Source organism: Roseburia porci (assembly GCF_009695765.1).
Taxonomy (GTDB): Bacteria; Bacillota; Clostridia; order Lachnospirales; family Lachnospiraceae; genus Roseburia; species Roseburia porci.
The window spans coordinates 51,197-73,186 of record NZ_VUNI01000006.1 but is presented as its reverse complement, the minus strand read 5'-3'; the positions used below and the strand labels follow the sequence as shown (position 1 = coordinate 73,186).

The following is a 21,990-nucleotide window of genomic DNA, read 5'->3' as shown; positions in this document are numbered from 1 at the left end:
TTCCCAAATATCATATTATGTTACTTTTTTGATTATTTTGCAGAATCAATAGATTCCTGGAATGCAGCAAACTGTGCTTCACAGTTCTCTTTGTCTACTTCGTAAACCTGATCGTAACCAAGTCCTTTACATGTATCCTGCATCTCTTTTAACAGACTGTTGAACTCATCTTCATCAGATGCGAATGCCATCTGCCAAGATTTCTCAAGGATAACCTGTCCACACTGCTCTTTGATTGTCTCAATATCAGTTGAGTAATCTGGAACTGCATAGTTTGTACCTGGCTCAGTTAATGTCTTTCCGATGCTGTCAAGGTATTCAATCGCTGTAGTATCCTGATCTACTCCGTAATGTTCAGCCCAATCCTGTTTCAGAGCGGAAGTTGTTCTTTCGATATAATCAGGCCATGTCTGGTAGTTGTAGCACATACCTGTTTCCTGATTCTTTGCTGTCATACCAACTGCTTTGTAGTTTAATGCAGAGATACCATCTTTCCATGTACCGCCGCCCCACTCATCTGGAACCTGTAATGAATCGTCAATGTCAACGAATGCCTGTACACCAAAGTCTGTAAGTTTTGGCTGTCCATCATCGCCCATCTCCCATGTAAGTCCTTCTGGACCACATGCTCCACCAGTCTGTGTAGCACTCATTTCAATTCCTTCCGGGCTGTATAACCAGTCGATGAAGTCTGCAAGTCTCTGTGGATCCTGAGCTTTGCTTCCAATCATGATTGCATTGGTCATCTTACCTTCCGGGCTTCCGCCGTATCCAAGACACTCCATATCATCGATAACAGCTGTCTGGAATCCTTTTCCAGCATTCATGTTATCTGTTGTATTGTAGTATCCAGATCCAAGCCATGGCCATAATGAGTAAAGAACCTGTCCATCTGTGTATTTGCTTGCTAATGTATCAAAGTTCTGAGTTGTAGATTCCGGATCTACTAATCCAGCTTTGTTTGCTTCATACATGAATTTTAATGCACGTACATATGCGGAATCATCATCAATTGCACTCTGTACATCAGTTCCATCGGATTTACCAAGAGCAAATCCGGATACGAAACGGTATCCATATAATGCTGCAAGACCTGAAGCATTCTGCATGGTAGCACCATCCCAGTCTTTGAACCAGGAGAACATGTATGTCTGTTTTCCAGAATCACTGGTAGGATCTGCTTCCTGCATCTGTTTACCTACTTCCAGAAGATCTTCCAGGGTGTTCATTTCCGGATATCCGATCTGTTTGTATACATCCCATCTGAGTGAAGGTGCATTCGTAGGATCGGAAGCCTCTGAAGGCTCGGTAGGATCACCGGATGTGATCTCACTTGGAACTGCCCATGTTCCTTCTTTATCTGCAAGTGCGCTGCAGGCTTCAATTGCATCACTGTACTGTTTTAAGTTATCACAATTTGTGATCAGATCTGTCATATCATATACAAGATCTGCCTGTACCATATCTTTTAACTTACTCTGATCTGCATTAATCAGAATCAGATCTCCAAGGTTTCCGTTTGCAGAACGTGTCTGATACAAAGTATCTCCACCACCTGCTACGTTTGGTGCAATAATGTTCAACTCCATGTTGAACTTGTCTTTTACGACTTTTGCAAACCATCCGGACTGAATTCCCTGGAAGTTCGCCTGTGAATCGTAAACATCGATTGTCAGGAAATCTTCATAAGGTCCCCCATGCTCTGAATTCTTGGTAGAAGCTTTCTTGCTTCCGCCATCACTGCCGCATCCCGCGAACAGTGAAGCAGTCATTGCTCCGACAAGAGCAACGCTTGTGAGTCTTCTAAGTGTTTTTCTCTTCATAAAACCCTCCTTATTTTATCTTCATCAACCCTTTACTGAACCGATCATAATACCTTTTACAAAGTATTTCTGGAACATTGGGTAGATAAACAAAATTGGCAGTACAACGATAACGGAAATCGTCATACGAATGGATGTTGGTGTCTGCATTGTAGCAATATTAGCTACGGATGCAGCATTACCGGTTGACTTAACCAGTGAAGCCAGTGAGCTTGCCTGATTCAGGTATGTATATAACAGATACTGTAAGGAATACAGTTTCTGATCTGTAATATAGATCAATGTATCCTGGAAGGAGTTCCACTGACCAACAGCTGCCCAGATTGCGATGGTCGCAAGAATCGGTTTACTGGTAGGAAGGATAACTTTGAAAAATACGGTTAAAATTCCTGCGCCATCAATCTCAGCTGCTTCCTGAAGCGAACGTGGAATAGATTCCACATAGGTTTTTACCATAATTACGTTGAATGGCTGTACAATAGCCGGGATAATATATACCCAGAATGTGTTGGTCAGATGCAGTGTTTTCATTGTCATAAACATTGGAATCAGACCTGCATTGAAATACATGGTTACAACCAGAAGTCTGTACCATAATTTTCTATGCCACATTTTTTCCTGTGTGAACATGAATCCGAGATAAGCAGATGCCATAACGGTACATGCGGTTCCGATTACAGTTCGTCCAACTGAGACAAGTGCTGCTGTTCCAATACCGCTCATTTTCAGAACGTCTTTGTAGTTCTGGAAGTGAATCTGTCTCGGAAGAAAATTAATAAGTCCATTGTTACTTAAATCATTTGCACTGATCGAGTTAATGATCAGATAATAGAAAGGATATGCACAAATGAGTGTGATCAATCCAAACACAAGATAGTTCACGATATTGAATGCATGATCTGCCTTGCTGTGTTTTATTTTATTTTTGCTGATGGTTGCTGCTCTCATTGTCAATCTCCTTCCTATACGATTGTTTCACCACGTGTCTTCTTAGACGCGAAGTTTACAATACATAATAATGTCACGCTGACCAGACTCTTCAAGATACCAATTGCAGTACCAAGTGACAAGCTCTTTCCTGTCATACCGATGTTATATACATACAGGTCAAGTACCTGAATTGATGCTTTGTTAAATGAGTTCTGGAATACATAATACTGATCCATACCGTTGTTTAAGAAGTTTGCAATGGATAACATCAGCATTACGAAATATGTAGGAAGGATTGATGGGATCGTAATATTTTTGATGATCGCCCATCTTCCTGCTCCATCTACCTTTGCTGCCTCAAACATTTCCTGATCAATACCTGCGATTGCTGCAAGGTACATGATTGCGCCCCATCCAAGACCTTTCCATGTTGACCAGAGAATCATCTTTAACCAGATGTGATCACCGCTGTCCAGGAATTTGATTGGCTCTGTGATCAGACCGATCTGCTGAAGTACTGAGTTTGCCATACCTGTTGTAGAGAACAAAGCAAATGCTACTGCATACACCAGAGTCCAGCTGATAAAGTTTGGAAGTGTTGTCAATGTCTGTACCAGGTTCTTAAACCATTTGCATTTAATCTCATTTAAGAAAACTGCAAATAAAACCGGTAAGAATGATGTTGCAATTCCAAGTAAACTCATGGCAAATGTATTTTTCATCACCTGAATCAACTGGCTTACCTGAGTGCTGTTGCTGAATAATGTTTTAAACCACTTAATTCCTACGAACTGACACTGTGAAAGCTTTAACGGTGCTCTGTAATCATAGAATGCATAAATCCATCCATGCAGTGGAAAATAAGAAAACATAAATGTTAAAATCAGGAATGGTAAAATCAAAAGAAAAAGTTTTTTACCCTGCGCTGCGTTCCGTTTTGTCGGTTTTGCTTTTCCTGACGTTGTAGATGACTTTTTTGCCCTTGTCATATCGGTACCTCCCTTTCGATTTAACAGAATTTTAACATTCTACCGCTTTAGGAAATACCTAGAAAATTTCATATGCTTTTCCGATAAAATTAGATTTTTTATGGTATTTTTACGAAATCACGAAAAACCGATGCATTTCGCCTCTATTTTTTATGGTATTTTTCAACTTTTTAATCTGGTATGGCGAATTTTATAGGTAATATTTTGATCTTTCCACTCAATGTCGATGGTTTTATTGCCATGGAGACAAAGTCCGCTGACGCTTCCCTCTTTCCACTCTTTTGGAATTGCCGGAAGAATCTTTACGTCGCCATCCAGTTCCTGAACAAACATCTGAGCCATTGCCATTGTTCCTGCAAAGTTCGCATCAATCTGAAATGGCGGATGACTTGTCCACATATTATCGCAGATCGATCTGGTCAATAAGGTTTTCATATAGAAATAGACTTGTTCTCCATCTCCAAGAACTGCAAACAGATTTGCGATCCACGCACAGCTCCATCCGGTATGCCCGCCTCCATGAGAAAGACGATACTCAATTGATTTTTTACATGCTTCCTTTAATTTCCCGTCACGCCGGAATTCTTCCCCTGGGAAAAGTCCATACGCATGTGATATATGCCGGTGCCCCGGTTCTGTCTCCTCAAACGGATAGATCCACTCCATCAGCCGACCATCCGCTCCAATCTGATATGGAAGCAGTTTCTCCCTGCGCTCCTCAATCTCTGCCAGGATTTTTTCCCCATCCTTACTCATTGTATCCGAAAGGCACTTGTATTTTTTCAATTCCAGATATGCCTTCTCAAAATTGGTAAAAATTTCACGTACAATGCTCATATCCATCGTACATCCCATGCTGATGGAGGAAATTCCGCTTTCTGTACGGAACTGATTCTCCGGTGATGCCGACGGGCAGGTCATATAACGTCCTTTATACTCTACCAGCCAGTCTATCGTGAATAAAACAGCTTCTTTCAGGATCGGATAAGCAAATTCCTTTAAAAACTCAAGATCTTTCTTATATTCATAAGCTTTCCATAACTCCTGGCACATCCATTGCCCGGAAAGTACAAAAAATGCATACAGTGAACTTCCTTTCACCCCTTCGCTTTTTCCATACGAAACTCCAACCGGATTTGTGATCCTCCAGAAATCTGTATTATGTCCCACACAAAACCCTCTGCATCCAAAATGTACCTGCGCTGTCTTCGCACCATTTTGAGCAAGATCTTTTAACAAAGAAAAATATGGTTCCATGCATTCCGATAAATTACAGATCTGTGCCGGCCAGTAATTCATCTCCACGTTGATATTGGTCGTATAGTTTGAGCTCCACGGAGCCCGCATTTCCCAGTTCCAGATTCCCTGCAGATTAGCAGCTTCTGTCCCTTCCCGGGAGGAAGCAATAAGCAGATATCTTCCGTATTGAAAAAATAATGCATAAAGATCCGGGTCTTCTTTTCCTTCTTTTAAAAGTTTTAATCTCTGGTCCGTCGGAATCTCTTTCGTCTTTCCAAGTTCCACCTTCACACGCCGGAATAATGTGCGATAATCTTTCTTATGCGCTGCTTTTAGTTCACGGTAGCTCTTTTTCACCTTAGCAATATTTTTCACTTTAAGCGGATTTTTTCTGCTTCCGCTTACCGATTGCAGGGAAAGTTCACAGTACGATGCATGGTAAATACCAAATCCTTTTTTGTCTGACACCACTGTTCCATCTGTTCTTATTACATGAAGTTCCGTTACAAACCGGATTCCCTGTGTTCCCCAGATAACTGGCTCGTCACTTTCCAGATAAGAGGGTTCTACATGTTCCGGACACTGCCCTCTCATTCGTACTCCATCCGGCAATTGCTCCGTCACATGAAATAGTTCACTTTCAAATGAAAACATCAGGTTCATCTTATGGGAAGAAGTATAGCGGATTCCAATCAGATGATCCGGATAACTTGCAAAATACTCTCTTTCATAAGAAGCATCTCCTTTTTTGTAAGAAACGGTTACCACTCCTGCATCCAGATCCAGCACTCTCTGATAATCCTGTAAGCGCTCCTCATTTTTCACTTTCTGACCATTATCATCTTCCGCCGGACAGATCCTAAGATTGCCCATCGGAAGATAATTTTCTCCGAATTCTCCAAGCAGATGCTGTTCGATCATCTCTGCTGCCTTTGCATAATTTGCAGCAAAAATCTCCTGACGCACCGGCTTTAAATATTCTTTTGCATGATAATTATTTGTATCTCTGGCAACACCAGACCAGAGAGTATCCAGATTCAGTCCAAGTTTTTCCTCTTCTGTTCCCCAGATCATCGCCCCAAGATTACCGTTACCGATAGGATGCACCTGCTCCCAACAGGAAGCAGGTGCATCAAACCAGATCTTATTCTTATAATTCATATCCGACTCCTTCATTCACAGCAGCCTTAAGCCAGTCTCTGACTAAAGGCAGCCAGCTCTGGCACTCTTTCTGTACTCCATAACCTTCCGGTGTTGCAGCCAGGTTGTCACAGGTAGACAGTCCATGTCCTCCCACCGGATACATATGAAATTCAACCGGAATATCATATTTTTTCATTGCCTGAATAAAAAGAAGTGAATTTTCAACAGGAACACAGTCATCCGTATACGTATGCCATAAAAATGCTTTCGGTGTATCCTTTGTCACCTGTTTTTCCAGAGAATTCTTCTCTAACATTTCTTCAGTATACTGGGATTTCAAGAGTGCCTCAAAGGAACCTCTGTGTGCATATTCTCCCGATGTAATAACCGGATAACACAGAATCATTCCTGCAGGACGAAACATTTCATTCCCGCAGCCAAGCTTCTCCGCGATCCATTTCTCATTCCAGAATATTCCGACACTTGCTGCCAGATGTCCGCCTGCCGAACAGCCAAGGATAAAGATCTTGTCCGTATCCACAAGCCACTCTTCTGCATGTTCATGGATCATCTTCATCGTCTGACACGCTTCCAAAAGTGCAACCGGATATTCTGCCGGAGCAACGGAATATCTCAAAATTGCCACATGATATCCCATTGCTGCAAACTGCATTGCCAGCGGATCTGCCTCCCTGTCAGAGGTCATCACATAGCCGCCGCCTGGACAGATTAAGATCATTGGCCTTTTGTCAATTCCGATCTCCGGTGATTTTTCCCACATATAGGTATATAATTTTGCATATGGCAGAGATCCCTCTACCTGAATCTGATACTCATTTGTAATCATTTTTACTCTCCTTGCCCCATTTGAATTTTTATTAGCAATTGCGTAACACTTACAACAGCTATACCTGCATGGACTACGAGTACAAGTAATCGCAGGCACGCTCTCGCTGCTCATCGCTGGCAGCGGCACATAAGCGACCAAAGTACGGTCGCCAAGTACCGACCGCTCTGAAGCACCTGCGAGTTACCTGTACTCGTAGTTCATGCTCAGCTTAATTTTTATGAGTTACGAAATTGCTTATTAAAATTTGTATTTAGGTCTATGGTATCATCTCAGCCGCAAATTTTATACCCATATTTTTAGCGGTAAGTACCTTGTAAATTCCATCTTTTTCTACTATGATTTGGTGCATCGAACATTTCTGTGTTATACTTCTTAATACACAAATGAGAATGAGGTAAAGGAGAACTTTTTATGTTTCGTCTTGTTGTAGATGTAAATGAGATCAATATCGATCAGGTAAAACTTCCAAAAATTCCGGGAATCGGCATGATTACCCGACTCCCGAACGATCAGAAATTTAGCATGCTCGTTACTGTGCTGAATTCCAAAAAAGCAGAACTTCTTCCAAAGATTGAAGAAGCTGTCACAAAAAAATGGGGCTATGTACGTATCACTGATTTTTTCGCTGAAATGCCGGCAGACCGAAGCTGTTACATCCGTTTTCGCATTGATGTTTCCGACGCTGATTATGACCGCGCCATCGATTCAATTCTTCCAGGAATCCTGCAGCCATCCGATGTTTGTGCCATTCTTGGCGAAGATTATTCCGGCTCTTTATCCACTCCGGATGTTATCCGTTATATGCATGAAGCGCCTCTGGCATCCCAAAAGGAATATTATCTTGTCAAAAGTCTGAGTACTGAAAAAACGAATATCGCCAATGCAGTCGAGACCAGCGCCGCTTCACAGGGCGCCATTCTCCGTATTGGCAATATCCGTTTTCTTCTTAAGCAGTCATAGCTTGCTGCTACATCACATAGTTCTTTTCAAATTCTTCAATCGGCATTGGCTTTCCAAAAAGATATCCCTGTCCAAGAGAAATCTTCATCCGCTTGATCATCTCAAGCTGTCTTGTGTCTTCTACACCTTCGACACAGATTGCCACGCCGATTGTCGATGCAAGTTCCGCAACCATTTTCACAAATGCATCCGAAAAATCATCTTCCGCAATGTGCTCTATAAAGCAACGGTCTATCTTAATTACATCGATCGGCATCTCACGTATATGGTTCAATGATGAATATCCGGTTCCAAAATCGTCAAGCGCTACCCGTACTCCAAGCTCCTTGATCTGACTTAAAATCCATTTCATGCGATCCATGTCATTGATTGCAAGACTTTCGGTCACTTCAAGTGTCAGATTCTTTGGATTGATTCCAGTGCTTTCCAGTACGCTTCGGATCTTATCCACAATATCGTTCTGCAATAGCTGGACAACAGACAGATTTACATTAATCTTATACTCCGGATGTCCCATATCATTCCAGTATTTACATTTCTTTGCTGCCTGTTCGAGGACATATTCTCCAATCGGATTAATAAGTCCTAAATATTCTGCAAGCGGAATAAAATCAGTTGGTGCAATAAATCCCATCTGTTCCGAATTCCACCGTACAAGAGCCTCCGCTCCACAGCATGAATTATTCTCACTATTCAGATCTACGATCGGCTGATAAAAAACTTCAAACTCACGGCACGCATTCATGGTTGCGTTTCGCATGTTCTTTTCCAGATCAAGCCTGCGATAGGAAGACGCTTCTGTTTGTTCATCGTAATAGCTGATGCGGTTCTTTCCATTGCGTTTTGCCTCAAAGAGCGCCGTATCCGCTTTCTGGATTACTTCTTCTACGGTTGCACCATCCGTAGGGAACTTCACGATTCCCATACTCATCGTACAGTAGTAATCACCGCCCTTGAGATACCATGGCTTTGTAAAGATCTGACTGATATTATTGCAGATTTCATCCAGCATCTGATAATGTGTATTGGTGATAATAATAATAAATTCATCCCCACCCATACGATAACAGGTTCCTTCCACGCCATGGATTTTCTGAAGACTTTTCGAAATTGCTTTTAACAGAATATCACCATACTGATGTCCAAGTCCATCATTGATGTGTTTAAAATCGTCCAGATCAATATATAACAGTGCTCCTTCGCCACCGGCATCCTTTGCCTGCTTGATATATTGCTCCAGATCATGTTCACACCGCATCCGGTTATATAACCCGGTCAGAAAATCATTGTTTGCCTGTTTTTCGATCTTCTGCTGATACAGTTTCTTATCGGTAACATCATACACCGTGCACAAAGAAACCTTGCGTCCGTCCACCCATTCAATATGCGTCTTATACATATCGAACCATTTATCTTCCTCCGGCGAATACAGTTCTTCAAAGAAATGGTCTCTTCCCTGATCTTTTCTGCTGTAGATGATCTGATCCAGCTTTCCGGCTTTCATACTGTTTCCGAATAATTGACTGAATTTCTGGTTTCTGTAAAGAATCGCTTTTTGATCCTGATCCATAACATAAATACCGCATCCGACATTCTCAAGAATTGCCTCTAAAGATGCGTAAGAACTTGCAAGCGAATTCTTGGCAATCCGTTTGGACAGAATACTTTGAATAATACGTTTTACGTCATTCAGAAATTTAATATCCTTCAAATCCCAGATACGTTCCCTTTGAAATTCCAGGAAACACAGATACATCGTCACTTTCTGTTTCAGTTCAACCGGAAGAAAGATAGCCGCGCTGATTCCAAGCTTTCCAAATAAAGAACGAAACTGTTCCGGAAGCGGTGTATTTGCCGAAATCAGATATGGCTTATCATTGAAAAACGGGATTTGCTCTCTGGGAATATTCTGGCACTGAGACATCCCGCTTTCTCCCGTATCCTTTCTGTATTCGCAGATCATATCCACCAAACCGCTGTTCGGCTGCAGCTGCAACAGACATCCCGCTTCAATCTCCATATGATTGCAGACAATCTCAAGAATATCATCAACGATCTTTACAAATCCGTTCTCGGATTCCAGCATTTTTACAATCGCAGTCATCGTTTCCGAGCGATCCAGCTCCGTCTTGATCTGTTTTTCAGAGGCTGCGCTCTTTTGTATTGCATCCTGTGCGATCAGTTCATCCATCCGGATCGCAAAAAGCTGCTTAGAAAGTACTTCTAAAAATTCCAGCGATTTTAAAAACCGTTCCTCTGTTGTTTTCATCATACTTTCCGGAACAATACTGTCTTCCGTAATTTTTTCCTCCAGGACCGCAGTTGCAATCCAGACGATCTGTGTAATGCCCTCTATTTTTACCGCAACTCCATAAGTCTTCAAAAATGGAACTTTCTGTTCCAATTCAATTACATTCTCAATTCCGTCCGTCATAAGATTCCGGATGGTATCTTTGCACGCCTCGATGTCCAGCATGCATTCTAAAAATGTAATCTCCTCTTCACTTCCATATGGCTCCGTGACATAACTCTGATCACGCGACATACAGCCAAGATATATATTATTTGCTTTGCAAAACTGTTTCTGCAGTCTTTGCACAAGTTTTACATCAATCAGGTCGTTTCCCATATTATTGAACTTATCCTTTGCTCCTGACATCATCATTCTGCTTCCCCTTATTTCGTTCCAATAATCATCAGATAAAACTCATTTTTCTTCTGCATGCAGTACTCCTGCAACAGGCAAAAATTCCTGTGAATCCGCAATTGTTTCTTCACGAAGCCAATCTCATTGGTATACAGGATAATGACCGCATCTTTTGCAAGAATTTCCGGCAGTTTTGTAAAAAAATCCGCATAGAACTGATCGGTTTCTTCTTTTGTCTTTTTCCCTCTGAGCGGCATATTGGTGATAATTTCATCGAACGGATACTCGTGCTTAAAATCAAAGAAATCTCTGTGGATAAAGTTGATCTTCTCCCCTGCAAGCCTTGCATTTTCCCGTCCTTTTTCGATGGCTTCTCCAAAAATATCAGTTGCATAAATTTCTCTTGCCGGAACACAGAGATCCCTTTCAATTAACATCGTCCCAACGCCACAGAACGGGTCCATGATCTGGGCATTTTCTTTTAAATACGGTCTGGCAAGTTCTGCAATCAGTGCTGCTGTCGAAGGATGAATCGAAGCTGCAATCGCGTTTTTCCGGTAAGCAAATCTTTTATTCTTCATTGTATAAAGCTTCATGCATGGATAAAAGCTGCCGTCTTTGGTGGCAATCAGCCGAAGTTCAATCTCATAATCAGAGGTTGAATTTATCATTTTTCCTGCCGACAATCGTTCCAGTTCTGATGAAAGTTTCTTGGAAAAGGCACTTCTTTCCTCGAGTGTCATCGGACTTTTGCATTCGATACGGAAATAAAAATCACCAGATTCCTTATGCAGTCTTTCTAATAGCTCATACATATCGGAATTCCAGAGTTTCTGTGCCGCACTCTTTGCATCCGCCGGAAGAAGTCCACCTGCATGAATTGGGAACACCAGTTCACGATACAGTCTGCTTTGCATAACTGCTGACAGCTGGCTTGTTTCAACCAGTATGCCAAGTGGATGCAGCTTTGCTCTTCCATCTGTGATCGTATGGATAATGGCGCCCTTCTGCTCCCGGTTGCAAAGTAAAAGCACTTCACAGGTCTGATTTCTGGCAGAAAATGTGTGATGTGTGATTCCCTCATACTGAATCAGAATCTTTCTCAGTTCTCTCACCTGTTCATTCACATGCTTTTGATTCTCCGGAAGTACCTCTCCTGTCATAAGAGAGGAAAGTTCTTCTTTCAGTTCCGGCACCAGTTCCTCTACATCCAGATGGGATAATGCATTCAGGTACGCACTCTTCACAAAAAGCGTCTGTTCTCTCTGATATGCTTCCCAAAGAGCTGTTTTGGCATTTTCGCACTCCAGTTCTCCAAGAAGAAGTGCTGCATTTTTTCTTGTCTTTGCATCCTCTGACTTAAGAAAAGGAAGCATCCAGTTGTTATGATCCAGTTCTTCCAGACTCAGTTCCTTCTCCTTTGAATCCCGTACCAGCTGACGCAGTTTACTCAGATTACTTCTCACATTCTGTGCATTTTTTAACTCATTGATTATTGTTTCCACAAGGGTTCTCCTTATCTATTTACGTTCCTCTCCATTTTCGTCGATATATGCGACGACATCTGCTTTAAAGCGTTTCCAGGCATCTTCATGATCTACAAAATATTTCGGACATATTTTACCAGTCACGTCATAGTGCCTGATCACATCATCAATTCCAAGATGATATCGACCGATCAGCCATGCCGTAAGTTCAACCAGTGAATCATAGGTCTCTCCATTAAACTTTCCTGTTTCATCCGGAATACAGCATTCAATCGCTATCGTATCCTCATTGCGGTCATTCGATGCGTATGCCATTTCATCACACGGAATACACTGGATAATCTCACCTTCCAGACCGATTACAAAATGACTGCTGGCGTATGTCTCCCCAGACTGTGCCAGCCCGTTAAAATAATCACGGTTCTGCTGTGCCGTACTTCCGGGATTCGCAGTATAATGGATCACGATTCCATTAACCTTATCCAATGCAATCTGTGGTCTTGAATATTCATTCACATCCAAAAGCTGCACATCTATATCCGGCCATTCCTCTATATACTTTTCGTCGAGGATCTGTTCCTCCGAGTGCATGCTTCCCGTTTTTCTTGCCTGTATATGTCTTACAAATGCAACGATTATGATAATCAATAAAATAATCGCAAGAATCAGGCTTCCAACAATCCATATGCTGTGATCACTTCTACGTTTTCTCCGCATAACTACTTTCCATTCTCTTTACATTCCGGTGAGTTTTTCCCTGAGTTCCACGCCCGTTGGCGTTCCCGCAAGTCCTCCAAGTCCGGTTTCCCTGATGTTTTCCGGCATTGCTCTTCCAATTGCACGCATTGCATCAAAAACTTCATCCGGAGGAATCCGGCTCATCACTCCGGCAAGTGCAAGATCCGCCGATGTCATTGCGTTGACTGCGCCCATAACATTGCGCTTCACACATGGGACTTCTACAAGTCCCGCCACCGGATCACAGGCAAGTCCAAGCAGATTCTTCATGGCGAGCGCTGCTGCATTCGCAATGACTTTTGCGTCTCCGCCCATAAGATATGCAACTGCTCCAGCCGCCATGGATGACGCCGAACCGATCTCTGCCTGACATCCACCTGCTGCTCCGGCTAAAAATGCGCGGTTTGCAATCACACCTCCGATGCCGGCAGCCACATAAAGCGCCTCTGTCATCTGTTCATCTGTATACCCTTTTTCTTCCTGAATTGTCAGAAAAACAGCCGGAATTACTCCACAGGAGCCTGCGGTCGGAGCTGCAACAATCCGCTTCATGCAGGCATTGGACTCGCCCATTTTGATTGCACGTTCCATTACCTTTCCAATAAAATCGCCACAGAGAAGCTGTCCTTTGATCCTTGCATCATGCACTTTCTTTCCATCCGTTCCAACCAGACCACTCTGCGAATAAAGCGTATCCTCATATCCCTCATCCGCGCTTCTCATCGCTTCATACATTCCCTGCATTCTTGAAAATGCCTCTTCTTCGGAAATACCGAGTTCTATACAGTCCTCTTTCTGCACGCATTTCCAGAAAGGGATGTTCTTCTTTGTTACACAATCGATAATTTCTGCCAGTGATTTATACATCTGTTTCCTCCAGGCTAAAATAAGTTACTTTCCTAATTCCTTCCAAATGCTCCAGCCATTGAATTGCCTCCCCCGGCACTTCCTGATCACACTCAATGACCATTACCGCATTTCCGCCTCTGCTTGCACGATATAGCTGCATCGTCGCAATATTGATGGATTTGTGCGCAAGCATGGAAGTCACCTCCGTAACATGCCCAGGCTGATCTAAGTTATGCACGATCAGGGTCGGATAATCCCCACAGAAATGTGCATCCAATCCGTCGATCTGACAGATCTCTACTCTTCCTCCTCCGATGGAAGCGGCAATAATCTCCAGTGTTTTCCCGCTTTTTCCGGTCAGATTCAGTTTGACAGAGTTCGGATGGACATCTCCAAGGTCAATTCCTTCAAACCGGAAATGGATTCCCCTCTCTTCTGCGATTTCAAAACTCTTTGGGATCTGCGGATCATCCACTGCAAAGCCGAGCAATCCTGCAAGTAATGCCTTATCCGTACCATGCCCTTTTCCTGTTGCCAGAAATGAACCGTGAAACCAGATGACTGCATCCTGTATCTTTTCTCCAAGCAGTTTTCTTGAAATATTTCCAATCTTAACAGCTCCTGCTGTATGGGAGCTGGATGGTCCTACCATAACCGGACCTACAATATCAAATAAATTCATGTATGTCTGTTTCGCCTCTCTATGATATAGCTAATTATATCATATCACACAGAAGCTATTTTATCCACAAAAAGTCCGCTCACACGGAGCGGACTTTCTATTCTTTCACATATTTCTTTGTAAGCTTTTGTAAGATTACATAATAACTTTAACCCATCCTTCAGGTCCTTCGATCTCTGCCTTCTGGATTGCTGTCAGTTTATCATAAATCTTCTTAATCTGTGGTCCCATTTCTTCCATTCCGGATGGGAAGCAGATTTCTTTGCCATGGTCAACAATCTTTCCAACTGGAGAGATAACTGCGGCAGTACCACAAAGACCACATTCCGCAAAGTCTTTTAATTCATCAAAGTATACTTCTCTGTGCTCAACTTTCATACCAAGGTATTTCTCAGCAACTACCATGATAGAACGTCTTGTGATAGAAGGAAGAATACTGTCAGACTTCGGAGTAACCAATGTGCCATCTTTTGTAATAAAGATGAAGTTTGCTCCACCTGTCTCCTCTACTTTTGTTCTTGTTGCAGGATCCAGATACAGGTTCTCGTCAAATCCCTCTTTATGTGCTGTTACAATTGCATGTAAACTCATTGCATAGTTTAATCCGGCTTTGATGTGTCCAGTACCATGTGGAGCGGCACGGTCAAAATCAGATACTTTGATTGTAATTGGTTTTGCGCCGCCTTTAAAGTACGGTCCAACCGGAGTAACCAGAATACGGAACTGATACTCATCTGCCGGTTTTACACCGATAACAGAGTTGGTTCCGATCATATATGGGCGGATATAAAGAGACGCACCTGATCCAAATGGTGGAACCCATGCTGCGTTTGCTTTTACAACCTGCTCTACTGCATCAACAAAACGGTCTTCCGGGAATACTGGCATCTCCAGTCTCTCTGCAGAATCCATCATACGTTTTGCATTCATATCCGGGCGGAAACATACAATATGTCCATCCTCTGTTGTATATGCCTTTAATCCTTCGAAACAGGACTGGGAATACTGGAACACACCAGCACACTCATTCAATGTGACGTTTGGATCTGTAATCAGAGCTCCATCGTCCCACTTTCCATCTTTATAATTTGATACGTAACGGTAATCAGTAACCATATAGCCAAATCCAAGATTTGCCCAATCAAGGTTTTTCTTTTCCATCCTAAAATCCTCCGTTTCTTTCCAAATCCAGTTTCTTTCCATAACTTATTATTATCATTCGCTGGGTTTATTATTAATTGAGATAATTCTAGTACAATAAGTTTCATTTGTCTAGATTGAATATCTATTTTTTCTATTGAAATAAATTATATATTCCATAACTACAGCATTACTTTTGAACGTTCCTTACTCTCTTCAATCTTTTTATTCATTCCACGGAACGGAATTGCCACTACGAGACCGATAAATAATGAGATCAGAACATACACACACAGTATCGCGATATCTTTGAGATATTCCATCTGATACATGCCACCAATGCAGGCTCTCATCGCATTCAGGCAGTACGTAAACGGAAGGAATTTATAAATTGCCTGATATACTTCCGGAAGCACCTCAATCGGGAATGTTCCTCCAGCCCCGGCAACCTGGATAACCATTACAACAACCGCAAGTGCTTCACCCACATTACCAAATGCAACTGTAAGAGAATACATAAACAGAGAAAATACAAAACTGCTGCATGCTGCTGCCAGCCAGAATAAAAACGGATGCACACACTGGATCTGTACAAAAAACAGATTACCAAGTACCGTAATTGCCGCCTGAATCTGTGAGATCAGGAAAAATACAATATATCTTCCAAAATAAGCCTGATATGGTTTGACATCTGCCAGATCATCTTCTCTTTCCACTTTCACATGAACGAGTGCGACCAGGATAAGTCCACCTACCCAGAGTGCTAAAACGGTATAAAACGGTGCCATTGCCGAACCATAATTCTTAATCTTATACACGGCTTCTGTATCCAGGGAAACCGGCGATGATACAAATGATGCGATCATTTCCGGATCATTCTGGAACATCTGGAGAATATCCTGATACTGCTCATCTCCATTCAAAGCAGAGAGTGCATCTGTAACCGTTTCCAGTTTCTGACGGATATCCGCAATATAGTTCTTTGTTGCTGTTATACTGTCTGTTCCTGAATTTAAAGTATCCTGATAGGACTGTAATGCAGAATCTACATCGGAAAAGCTTCCGTCAATTCCGGTCAGCAGTGCATTGGTCTTGATCAATGCACTCTGCACATCATCGACACTCTGATCCAGATTTGGCACAATATTATTATCAAACGTAATCTTAAGCTGTGACATTGCATCCAGACATGTCTGGATCTGGGATGTGATCGTATCTTTCAATCCCTGAAGCTGCTCCTGTGATGCATTCTGATCCTGCTGTAATTTATCAATGCTGTCTTTTAATGCCTGATAACTGTTCAGACCGCCGAGATACTCATCACTCTGTTCTCCGATCTGCGCTTTCAAAATTCCTAATACATAATCGGTAAGCTGTTCTGTACTTGCAAGCTGCTCTGCAATTTTCGCAATATCATCTGCGTTCTGAAGTGTTTCCACCTGTTTATTCAGGTTTTCCAGACCATTTGTAATGGTATCCATACTGATATCCACCATGTTTGCAACAGTCCGGGCAGTTTCTCCACCGGATAATGCAGAATACTGCAAATTATTCACTGTATCCTGTCCACTTTCCACCATATTGTTCAGATTCGGCAGAATCGATTGTGTCGATCCAACCAGATCCGAAGTGGAACCTGTTACGAGCGCAAATGTTCCAAGTATATTTTCATATGTTTCCAGAGTCGAATCCATATCTTTCATCTTGGTGATTGTCGTATCCAGAACCGATCCATGTTCTGTCTCAATACCGGTCAGCGCATCACTCGCAGATACGGTTACTTCCGCCAGTGTACTGACAAAGGTCGTATTGACCTGCTGCTGCACTGTCTTTTTTACTTTTGAAGTAATCTTGGTCGCAATTGCGTTTTTCTTACTGTTCTCATAATAACCGATTTTCGGATGCTCAAGATCACCTCCGATAAAGCTGATCATGTCATTCGTAAAATTCTCTGGTATGATCAATGCAGCATAATAGTCTCCACTATACACACCTTCCAGAGCTTCTTCTTTGCTGTCTGTAAATACCCATCCGATTGCGCTGTTCTCTTTTAAACCACTGATTACGGAATCACCGATATTCACTGATAATCCTTCATATTCAAATCCCGCATCCTCCGAATAAACGGAAATATGCATACGCGAAGTTGCATCCTCTCCATACGGGTCCCAGTTGGACAGAATGTTAAACCATGCATAGAGGGCAGGAATAATGGAAAGACCCATGACAATTACAATTGCCACCACATTAGAGCTCAGTCTTTTTACGTCTGAAAGAAATACAAGTCCGATTTTTTTCACTCCTGCTCACCTCCAATACTGTCCAGCTTTTCTACAACTTCTGTCACTTTATTTTCCACCGGTTCCGGAAGATCGATCAGCGTATCAATCTTCGTCTCACTCTCGTCACCCTTTATCTCATGCATCTTTTCCTGTAAATTATAATCAATATATTCTACATAGATCAGATATACCGCGATCACAAACAGGCTGACGATCCAGAGCACCAGAAAGATTACCTTGGAGCTGCCTGTTGCAAACATAAGAAACAGGAACACTGCAGGAATGATATAGATACATCGCAATCCATTTTTGATTCGTTTCTGATTCTGCTGATGGATCATTTCTTCATAATCCATGACCATATCATACATTTTCTGAAGCTGTTTCTGGTCGATCTTCTTTTCTTTTTTCTGCTCTTTTTTCTGCGTTTCTTTTTTCTTTTCTTTCATTTAAAATCTCCTACAGCATCTTAGTGTCTTCCATACGTTTTTCAATGTAATGGTTGATCTTGATAAACGGAATACGAATTACAAGTCCGATCAAAAGTCCCGCCACTGCAAATACCAGAAGTTCCACAAGACAAAGTGAATAGGTATTCTGGTACATGCCTCCGATACACTCTCTCATCGCATTGATTGCATATGGGAACGGGAAGAAGATATATACCGCTTTGAAGAAAGTCGGCAACGCCTCAATCGGATAAGTTCCGCCTGAGCCGGCGATCTGTATTACCATAACAACAACTGCAAGCGCTTTACCAATATCCCCAAAAGCAATTGTAAGTGCATAAATCAACATGGAAAACGTAAAGGATGCCACTGCCGAAGCAATCCAGAATTCCAACGGATGCAGGCACTGGATCTTAAGCAGATAAAGATCTCCCAGTACAATTATGAGCGTCTGCACCTGTGATAGCAGGAAGAATAACAGGTATCTTCCGAAAAACAGTTCATGCGGTTTTACCTGGACAAGTCCCTCTTTATCCGCGTGTACTTTAACAAGTGACACAAGAAGTGTCATTCCGACCCATATTGCAAGTGTGCTGTAGAACGGTGCCACCCCGGAACCATAGTTTGCGACCTCATAAATATAATTGTCTTCCACCTCTACCGGTTGTGAGAAGAACTCACTGTAGGTATCCGGATCACCGGCAAGCAGCTGCATGATAATTTCCATCTGCTCACTCTCCGATGCTCCCTCCAGGCGGTCCAGAACATCAGTCAATTTATCACTTGTTTTGTTGATCATGCCCTGAAGCTGTGACATACTCGTATTCAAAGTTCCAAGTGTTGTATCCACACCATTAAAGATGTCCTTCATACCATCCATGGTGCTGCTTAAATTCGTCAACAGACTTTCCACATTCTGAAGTGTATCGGAAAGATTGCTGATCATGGTATTAACCTGAGGAACCACACGGTTATTGTACAGCTCATTCATCTGTTTCACGGTATCTGCATAAGTGGAAAGAGAATTCTGCACTGCCTGCACGCCTTTTCCAACACCATCTGATACTGCCTTTGCGGTATCTCCGTCAACCGCATCCTGAGCCTTCTGTCCGATTTCGTCCACCTTGTCTTTGACACCATCCAGTTCTTTGTTCACAGCATCCTGATTCTGATCATTCAGATCGTTCACCTTATCCTCCAGATCTTTTTTCTGCTGTTCAATACTCTCCTGGATGCTGTCAATATCAAGCGACCCACTCTGCTGTAATCCATCCGCTTTATTCTTAAGATCTTCCAGCTGGTTCAGCACATCCTGTACATTTTGCTCTGTCTGCTCCTTCTGTGTATCCTGAAGTTCCTTTTGCAGCGACTGAATCTCATCAGATAAAGCTTTTGCATTATCCATAATGTCTTTCATATCGTTTGTCAGTGTCTCGGCATTCTGTTCCAGTTGTGCCTGACTGATCTGATTGGATATGGTATTGATTGAATTCTGAATCTGATTCATGGAATTCGTAACATTCGTGCTGAAATTCTGGAAAGATGCCTGTGTGGAATCCAGTCCCTTCTGTCCTTCTTCCAGCTTTCCTATTCCATCTCCGATCAGGCTCTGTCCCTGACTCAGGCTGTTGTTCGCATCATTTGTCACATCTCCAATCGAAACATTTCCTGCCACAAAGGAATCAATCATGGAACTGTAACCTTTTAAGTTCTCATTCACTGCGTCGATCTTCTGGATAAATGTATTTACAGCATCCGTATCGGACAGTTCATCCGAGATTCCGTTTGTCGTCTGGAATACTGTCTCTGTTACTGCTTTGATAAACTGCTCATTAATACTGGTCTGTAACGTAGAAACTGCAGTATCCGTAATCTTACTTGCTACTGCATTCTTTTTCTGATTCTCATAATATGTGATCTTCGGATTGGTGAAATTATCTGCAATTGCATTATACATGCTGTAGGTAAAATCCTCATCAATCACAACTGCCGCATAATAATCACCAGAATAGACTCCATCGAGTGCCTCTTTTTCCGTATCCAGGAAAACCCATCCAATGCTATCCGATTCTTTCAGGTTGTCAATCACATTCTGCCCCATATTGAGTTCTTCGCCATCTTTGTTGGTCCAGCCTTTATCAAGACTTGCAACTGCAATCCTGATATTCCCGGTATTCGCATATGGATCCCAGTTCGCATAGATATTGAACCATGCGTAAAGTGCCGGCAATGCACACAGTCCAAGTGCAATGACCAGTGCAAAAAAGTTCTTGAGCAGACCTTTCACATCTGCCTTAAAAATGCGGAAAATATTCTTCATTTTATACTCCTAAATATGTGTTCATCCATTAACTCATACATTTTCTGGAAAAAATGCATTCCATATTATAGCATCCCAATCTTTAAAAAGAAACCCTTCCACCGTCTACAATTTCCCGATTTTGTCGTTCATCGCTTCAATCTCACCAATGAAATACAAGGAACCAAACGCGACTGTCTTCTTTATTTTATCCACGTTAGTTTCCTTCTTTGCGCGTTCCTTCCACAATTTCAATGCATCTTCTACACATGTAGCGCACTCCGTGTGGATACCTTTTCCCCTGATAAAAGACGCCAGACGCTCTGCCTGCAGCGCACGTTCACTCTCCGGCGTCACCGTCACAAAATCCTCTGCCAGTGGAAGAAGTTCCGATACCATATTCTCATAGTCCTTGTCTGCCATAACACCCATGATAAAATGAAATTTCTCACCTGGATAAAGCACTAAGAGACTTTCCTTTAATGCTGCCACTCCATGTCCGTTATGCGCTCCGTCGACCATAAGAAATGGCTCTTTTGACAAAATCTCCATTCTTCCCGGCCATTTTGCCTGTGCAATTCCTTCCTGGATTACCTGCTTTCTGTCACTTCTGTCTTTTAAAAGAAATTCTGCCGCTTTGATCGCTGCTGCTGCATTTTCCCACTGATGTACTCCGAGAAGTTTCATCTCAAGTTCTGATGCGGATTTCACATCCATTTCATTCAGTTCATAATATTGGCAGTCCCGGGCCGCCTTCTTTATCACAGCCTCTGCTTCCGGCTCCTGTCTTTCTGATATAATATAAGAACCTTTTTTTATGATTCCAGCCTTTTCTGCCGCAATTTCAGACAGTGTATTGCCGAGAATTGCCATATGGTCATATCCGATCCTGGTGATAATTGCGACATCCGGTATTCCGAGTGCATTGGTTGAATCCAGCTTTCCTCCAAGTCCCGTCTCCATCACTGCAATATCGCATTGCTGTTCCTTAAAATACAATACTGCCATTGCCATACAATAATCAAACATCGTCGGGGAAACTCCAAAATCTTCCTCTAAAAGACGATTTCCGATTCTTGTGACTGTCTCCTTCGGAATCATCTCACCGTTTACAGTAATACGTTCTCTGAAATCAACAAGATGCGGTGATGTAAAAACGCCAACCTTATAACCTGCCTCTTTTAAAGTGCTGCTTAAAAATGCACAGACCGAACCTTTCCCATTCGTTCCTGCAATGTGGACATATGGCATTCCCTTCTGTGGTTCTCCAAGTCCATGCAGCATTGCGCGGCTGACCTCCACACCTGGCAGGTTGCCAAATCTTCTCGCATTCTCTATTTTGTCAAGTACTTCTTCATATAAATATGTCATTCCAAAACTTCCTTAAAATTTTTAATGTTCCTTTCTTACATACAAATAAAAGGGAAGAAACATAACTGTTTCTTCCCTTTTATTGTACTTTCCTGTAAGTGTTGTTTCAAGT

At 42.3% G+C, this 21,990-nt stretch carries 16 protein-coding genes; 1 reads left to right on the top strand and 15 read right to left on the bottom strand.

Going from position 1 to position 21,990, the window contains the following annotated elements; all coding sequences use genetic code 11:
• Positions 1 to 32: 32 nt before the first annotated feature.
• From FYJ75_RS05260 to FYJ75_RS05240, 5 genes are all read right to left on the bottom strand, one after another.
• Positions 33 to 1,823, bottom strand: coding sequence for an ABC transporter substrate-binding protein (locus FYJ75_RS05260; protein ID WP_154429415.1), 1,791 nt, complete (start codon positions 1,821 to 1,823; stop codon positions 33 to 35).
• A gap of 24 nt (positions 1,824 to 1,847) precedes the next feature.
• Complete coding sequence (locus FYJ75_RS05255; protein ID WP_154429414.1) at positions 1,848 to 2,771, bottom strand: carbohydrate ABC transporter permease; 924 nt, start codon at positions 2,769 to 2,771, stop codon at positions 1,848 to 1,850.
• 14 nt (positions 2,772 to 2,785) lie between these two features.
• Complete coding sequence (locus tag FYJ75_RS05250) at positions 2,786 to 3,742, bottom strand: ABC transporter permease subunit (RefSeq protein ID WP_154429413.1); 957 nt, start codon at positions 3,740 to 3,742, stop codon at positions 2,786 to 2,788.
• A gap of 162 nt (positions 3,743 to 3,904) precedes the next feature.
• Positions 3,905 to 6,142: a glycoside hydrolase family 95 protein gene (locus tag FYJ75_RS05245; protein WP_195838946.1), complete on the bottom strand. Its 2,238-nt coding sequence runs from the start codon at positions 6,140 to 6,142 to the stop codon at positions 3,905 to 3,907.
• The gene (locus tag FYJ75_RS05240) at positions 6,132 to 6,971 is read right to left on the bottom strand and encodes an alpha/beta hydrolase (RefSeq protein ID WP_154429411.1); all 840 of its coding nucleotides are present in this window, start codon (positions 6,969 to 6,971) and stop codon (positions 6,132 to 6,134) included. Before FYJ75_RS05240 ends, FYJ75_RS05245 begins: the two co-directional genes overlap by 11 nt.
• 414 nt (positions 6,972 to 7,385) lie before the next feature.
• On the opposite strand from FYJ75_RS05240, the gene FYJ75_RS05235 reads away from it, so the two are divergent.
• Complete coding sequence (locus FYJ75_RS05235; RefSeq protein WP_154429410.1) at positions 7,386 to 7,934, top strand: hypothetical protein; 549 nt, start codon at positions 7,386 to 7,388, stop codon at positions 7,932 to 7,934.
• Between the two features lie 7 nt (positions 7,935 to 7,941).
• On the opposite strand, the gene FYJ75_RS05230 is transcribed toward FYJ75_RS05235, so the two are convergent.
• The 10 genes from FYJ75_RS05230 to FYJ75_RS05185 all read right to left on the bottom strand — a co-directional run bounded on the left by FYJ75_RS05230 (position 7,942) and on the right by FYJ75_RS05185 (position 21,878).
• Positions 7,942 to 10,599, bottom strand: coding sequence for an EAL domain-containing protein (locus FYJ75_RS05230; RefSeq protein ID WP_154429409.1), 2,658 nt, complete (start codon positions 10,597 to 10,599; stop codon positions 7,942 to 7,944).
• An 11-nt stretch (positions 10,600 to 10,610) separates the two neighbouring features.
• Positions 10,611 to 12,086 carry a methyltransferase gene (locus FYJ75_RS05225; protein WP_328596864.1) on the bottom strand — a complete coding sequence of 492 codons (1,476 nt, stop codon included), beginning with the start codon at positions 12,084 to 12,086 and terminating at the stop codon, positions 10,611 to 10,613.
• Between the two features lie 15 nt (positions 12,087 to 12,101).
• Positions 12,102 to 12,785: a peptidoglycan recognition protein family protein gene (locus FYJ75_RS05220; protein ID WP_154429408.1), complete on the bottom strand. Its 684-nt coding sequence runs from the start codon at positions 12,783 to 12,785 to the stop codon at positions 12,102 to 12,104.
• A gap of 18 nt (positions 12,786 to 12,803) precedes the next feature.
• Positions 12,804 to 13,673 carry an L-serine ammonia-lyase, iron-sulfur-dependent, subunit alpha gene (gene sdaAA / locus FYJ75_RS05215; RefSeq protein ID WP_154429407.1) on the bottom strand — a complete coding sequence of 290 codons (870 nt, stop codon included), beginning with the start codon at positions 13,671 to 13,673 and terminating at the stop codon, positions 12,804 to 12,806.
• Positions 13,666 to 14,337, bottom strand: coding sequence for an L-serine ammonia-lyase, iron-sulfur-dependent subunit beta (sdaAB, locus tag FYJ75_RS05210; protein WP_154429406.1), 672 nt, complete (start codon positions 14,335 to 14,337; stop codon positions 13,666 to 13,668). Before sdaAB ends, sdaAA begins: the two co-directional genes overlap by 8 nt.
• 135 nt (positions 14,338 to 14,472) lie before the next feature.
• Positions 14,473 to 15,498 carry a branched-chain amino acid aminotransferase gene (locus FYJ75_RS05205; RefSeq protein WP_235907013.1) on the bottom strand — a complete coding sequence of 342 codons (1,026 nt, stop codon included), beginning with the start codon at positions 15,496 to 15,498 and terminating at the stop codon, positions 14,473 to 14,475.
• Between the two features lie 161 nt (positions 15,499 to 15,659).
• Positions 15,660 to 17,777: a YhgE/Pip domain-containing protein gene (locus tag FYJ75_RS05200; RefSeq protein WP_328596863.1), complete on the bottom strand. Its 2,118-nt coding sequence runs from the start codon at positions 17,775 to 17,777 to the stop codon at positions 15,660 to 15,662.
• The gene (locus FYJ75_RS05195; RefSeq protein WP_154429404.1) at positions 17,774 to 18,208 is read right to left on the bottom strand and encodes a hypothetical protein; all 435 of its coding nucleotides are present in this window, start codon (positions 18,206 to 18,208) and stop codon (positions 17,774 to 17,776) included. The genes FYJ75_RS05200 and FYJ75_RS05195 overlap by 4 nt, the downstream gene beginning before the upstream one ends.
• Before the next feature lie 10 nt (positions 18,209 to 18,218).
• The gene (locus tag FYJ75_RS05190; protein ID WP_154429403.1) at positions 18,219 to 20,528 is read right to left on the bottom strand and encodes a YhgE/Pip domain-containing protein; all 2,310 of its coding nucleotides are present in this window, start codon (positions 20,526 to 20,528) and stop codon (positions 18,219 to 18,221) included.
• A gap of 105 nt (positions 20,529 to 20,633) precedes the next feature.
• Positions 20,634 to 21,878, bottom strand: a complete 1,245-nt coding sequence (locus FYJ75_RS05185; protein WP_154429402.1) for a bifunctional folylpolyglutamate synthase/dihydrofolate synthase — start codon at positions 21,876 to 21,878, stop codon at positions 20,634 to 20,636.
• Between the last annotated feature and the right edge of the window lie 112 nt (positions 21,879 to 21,990).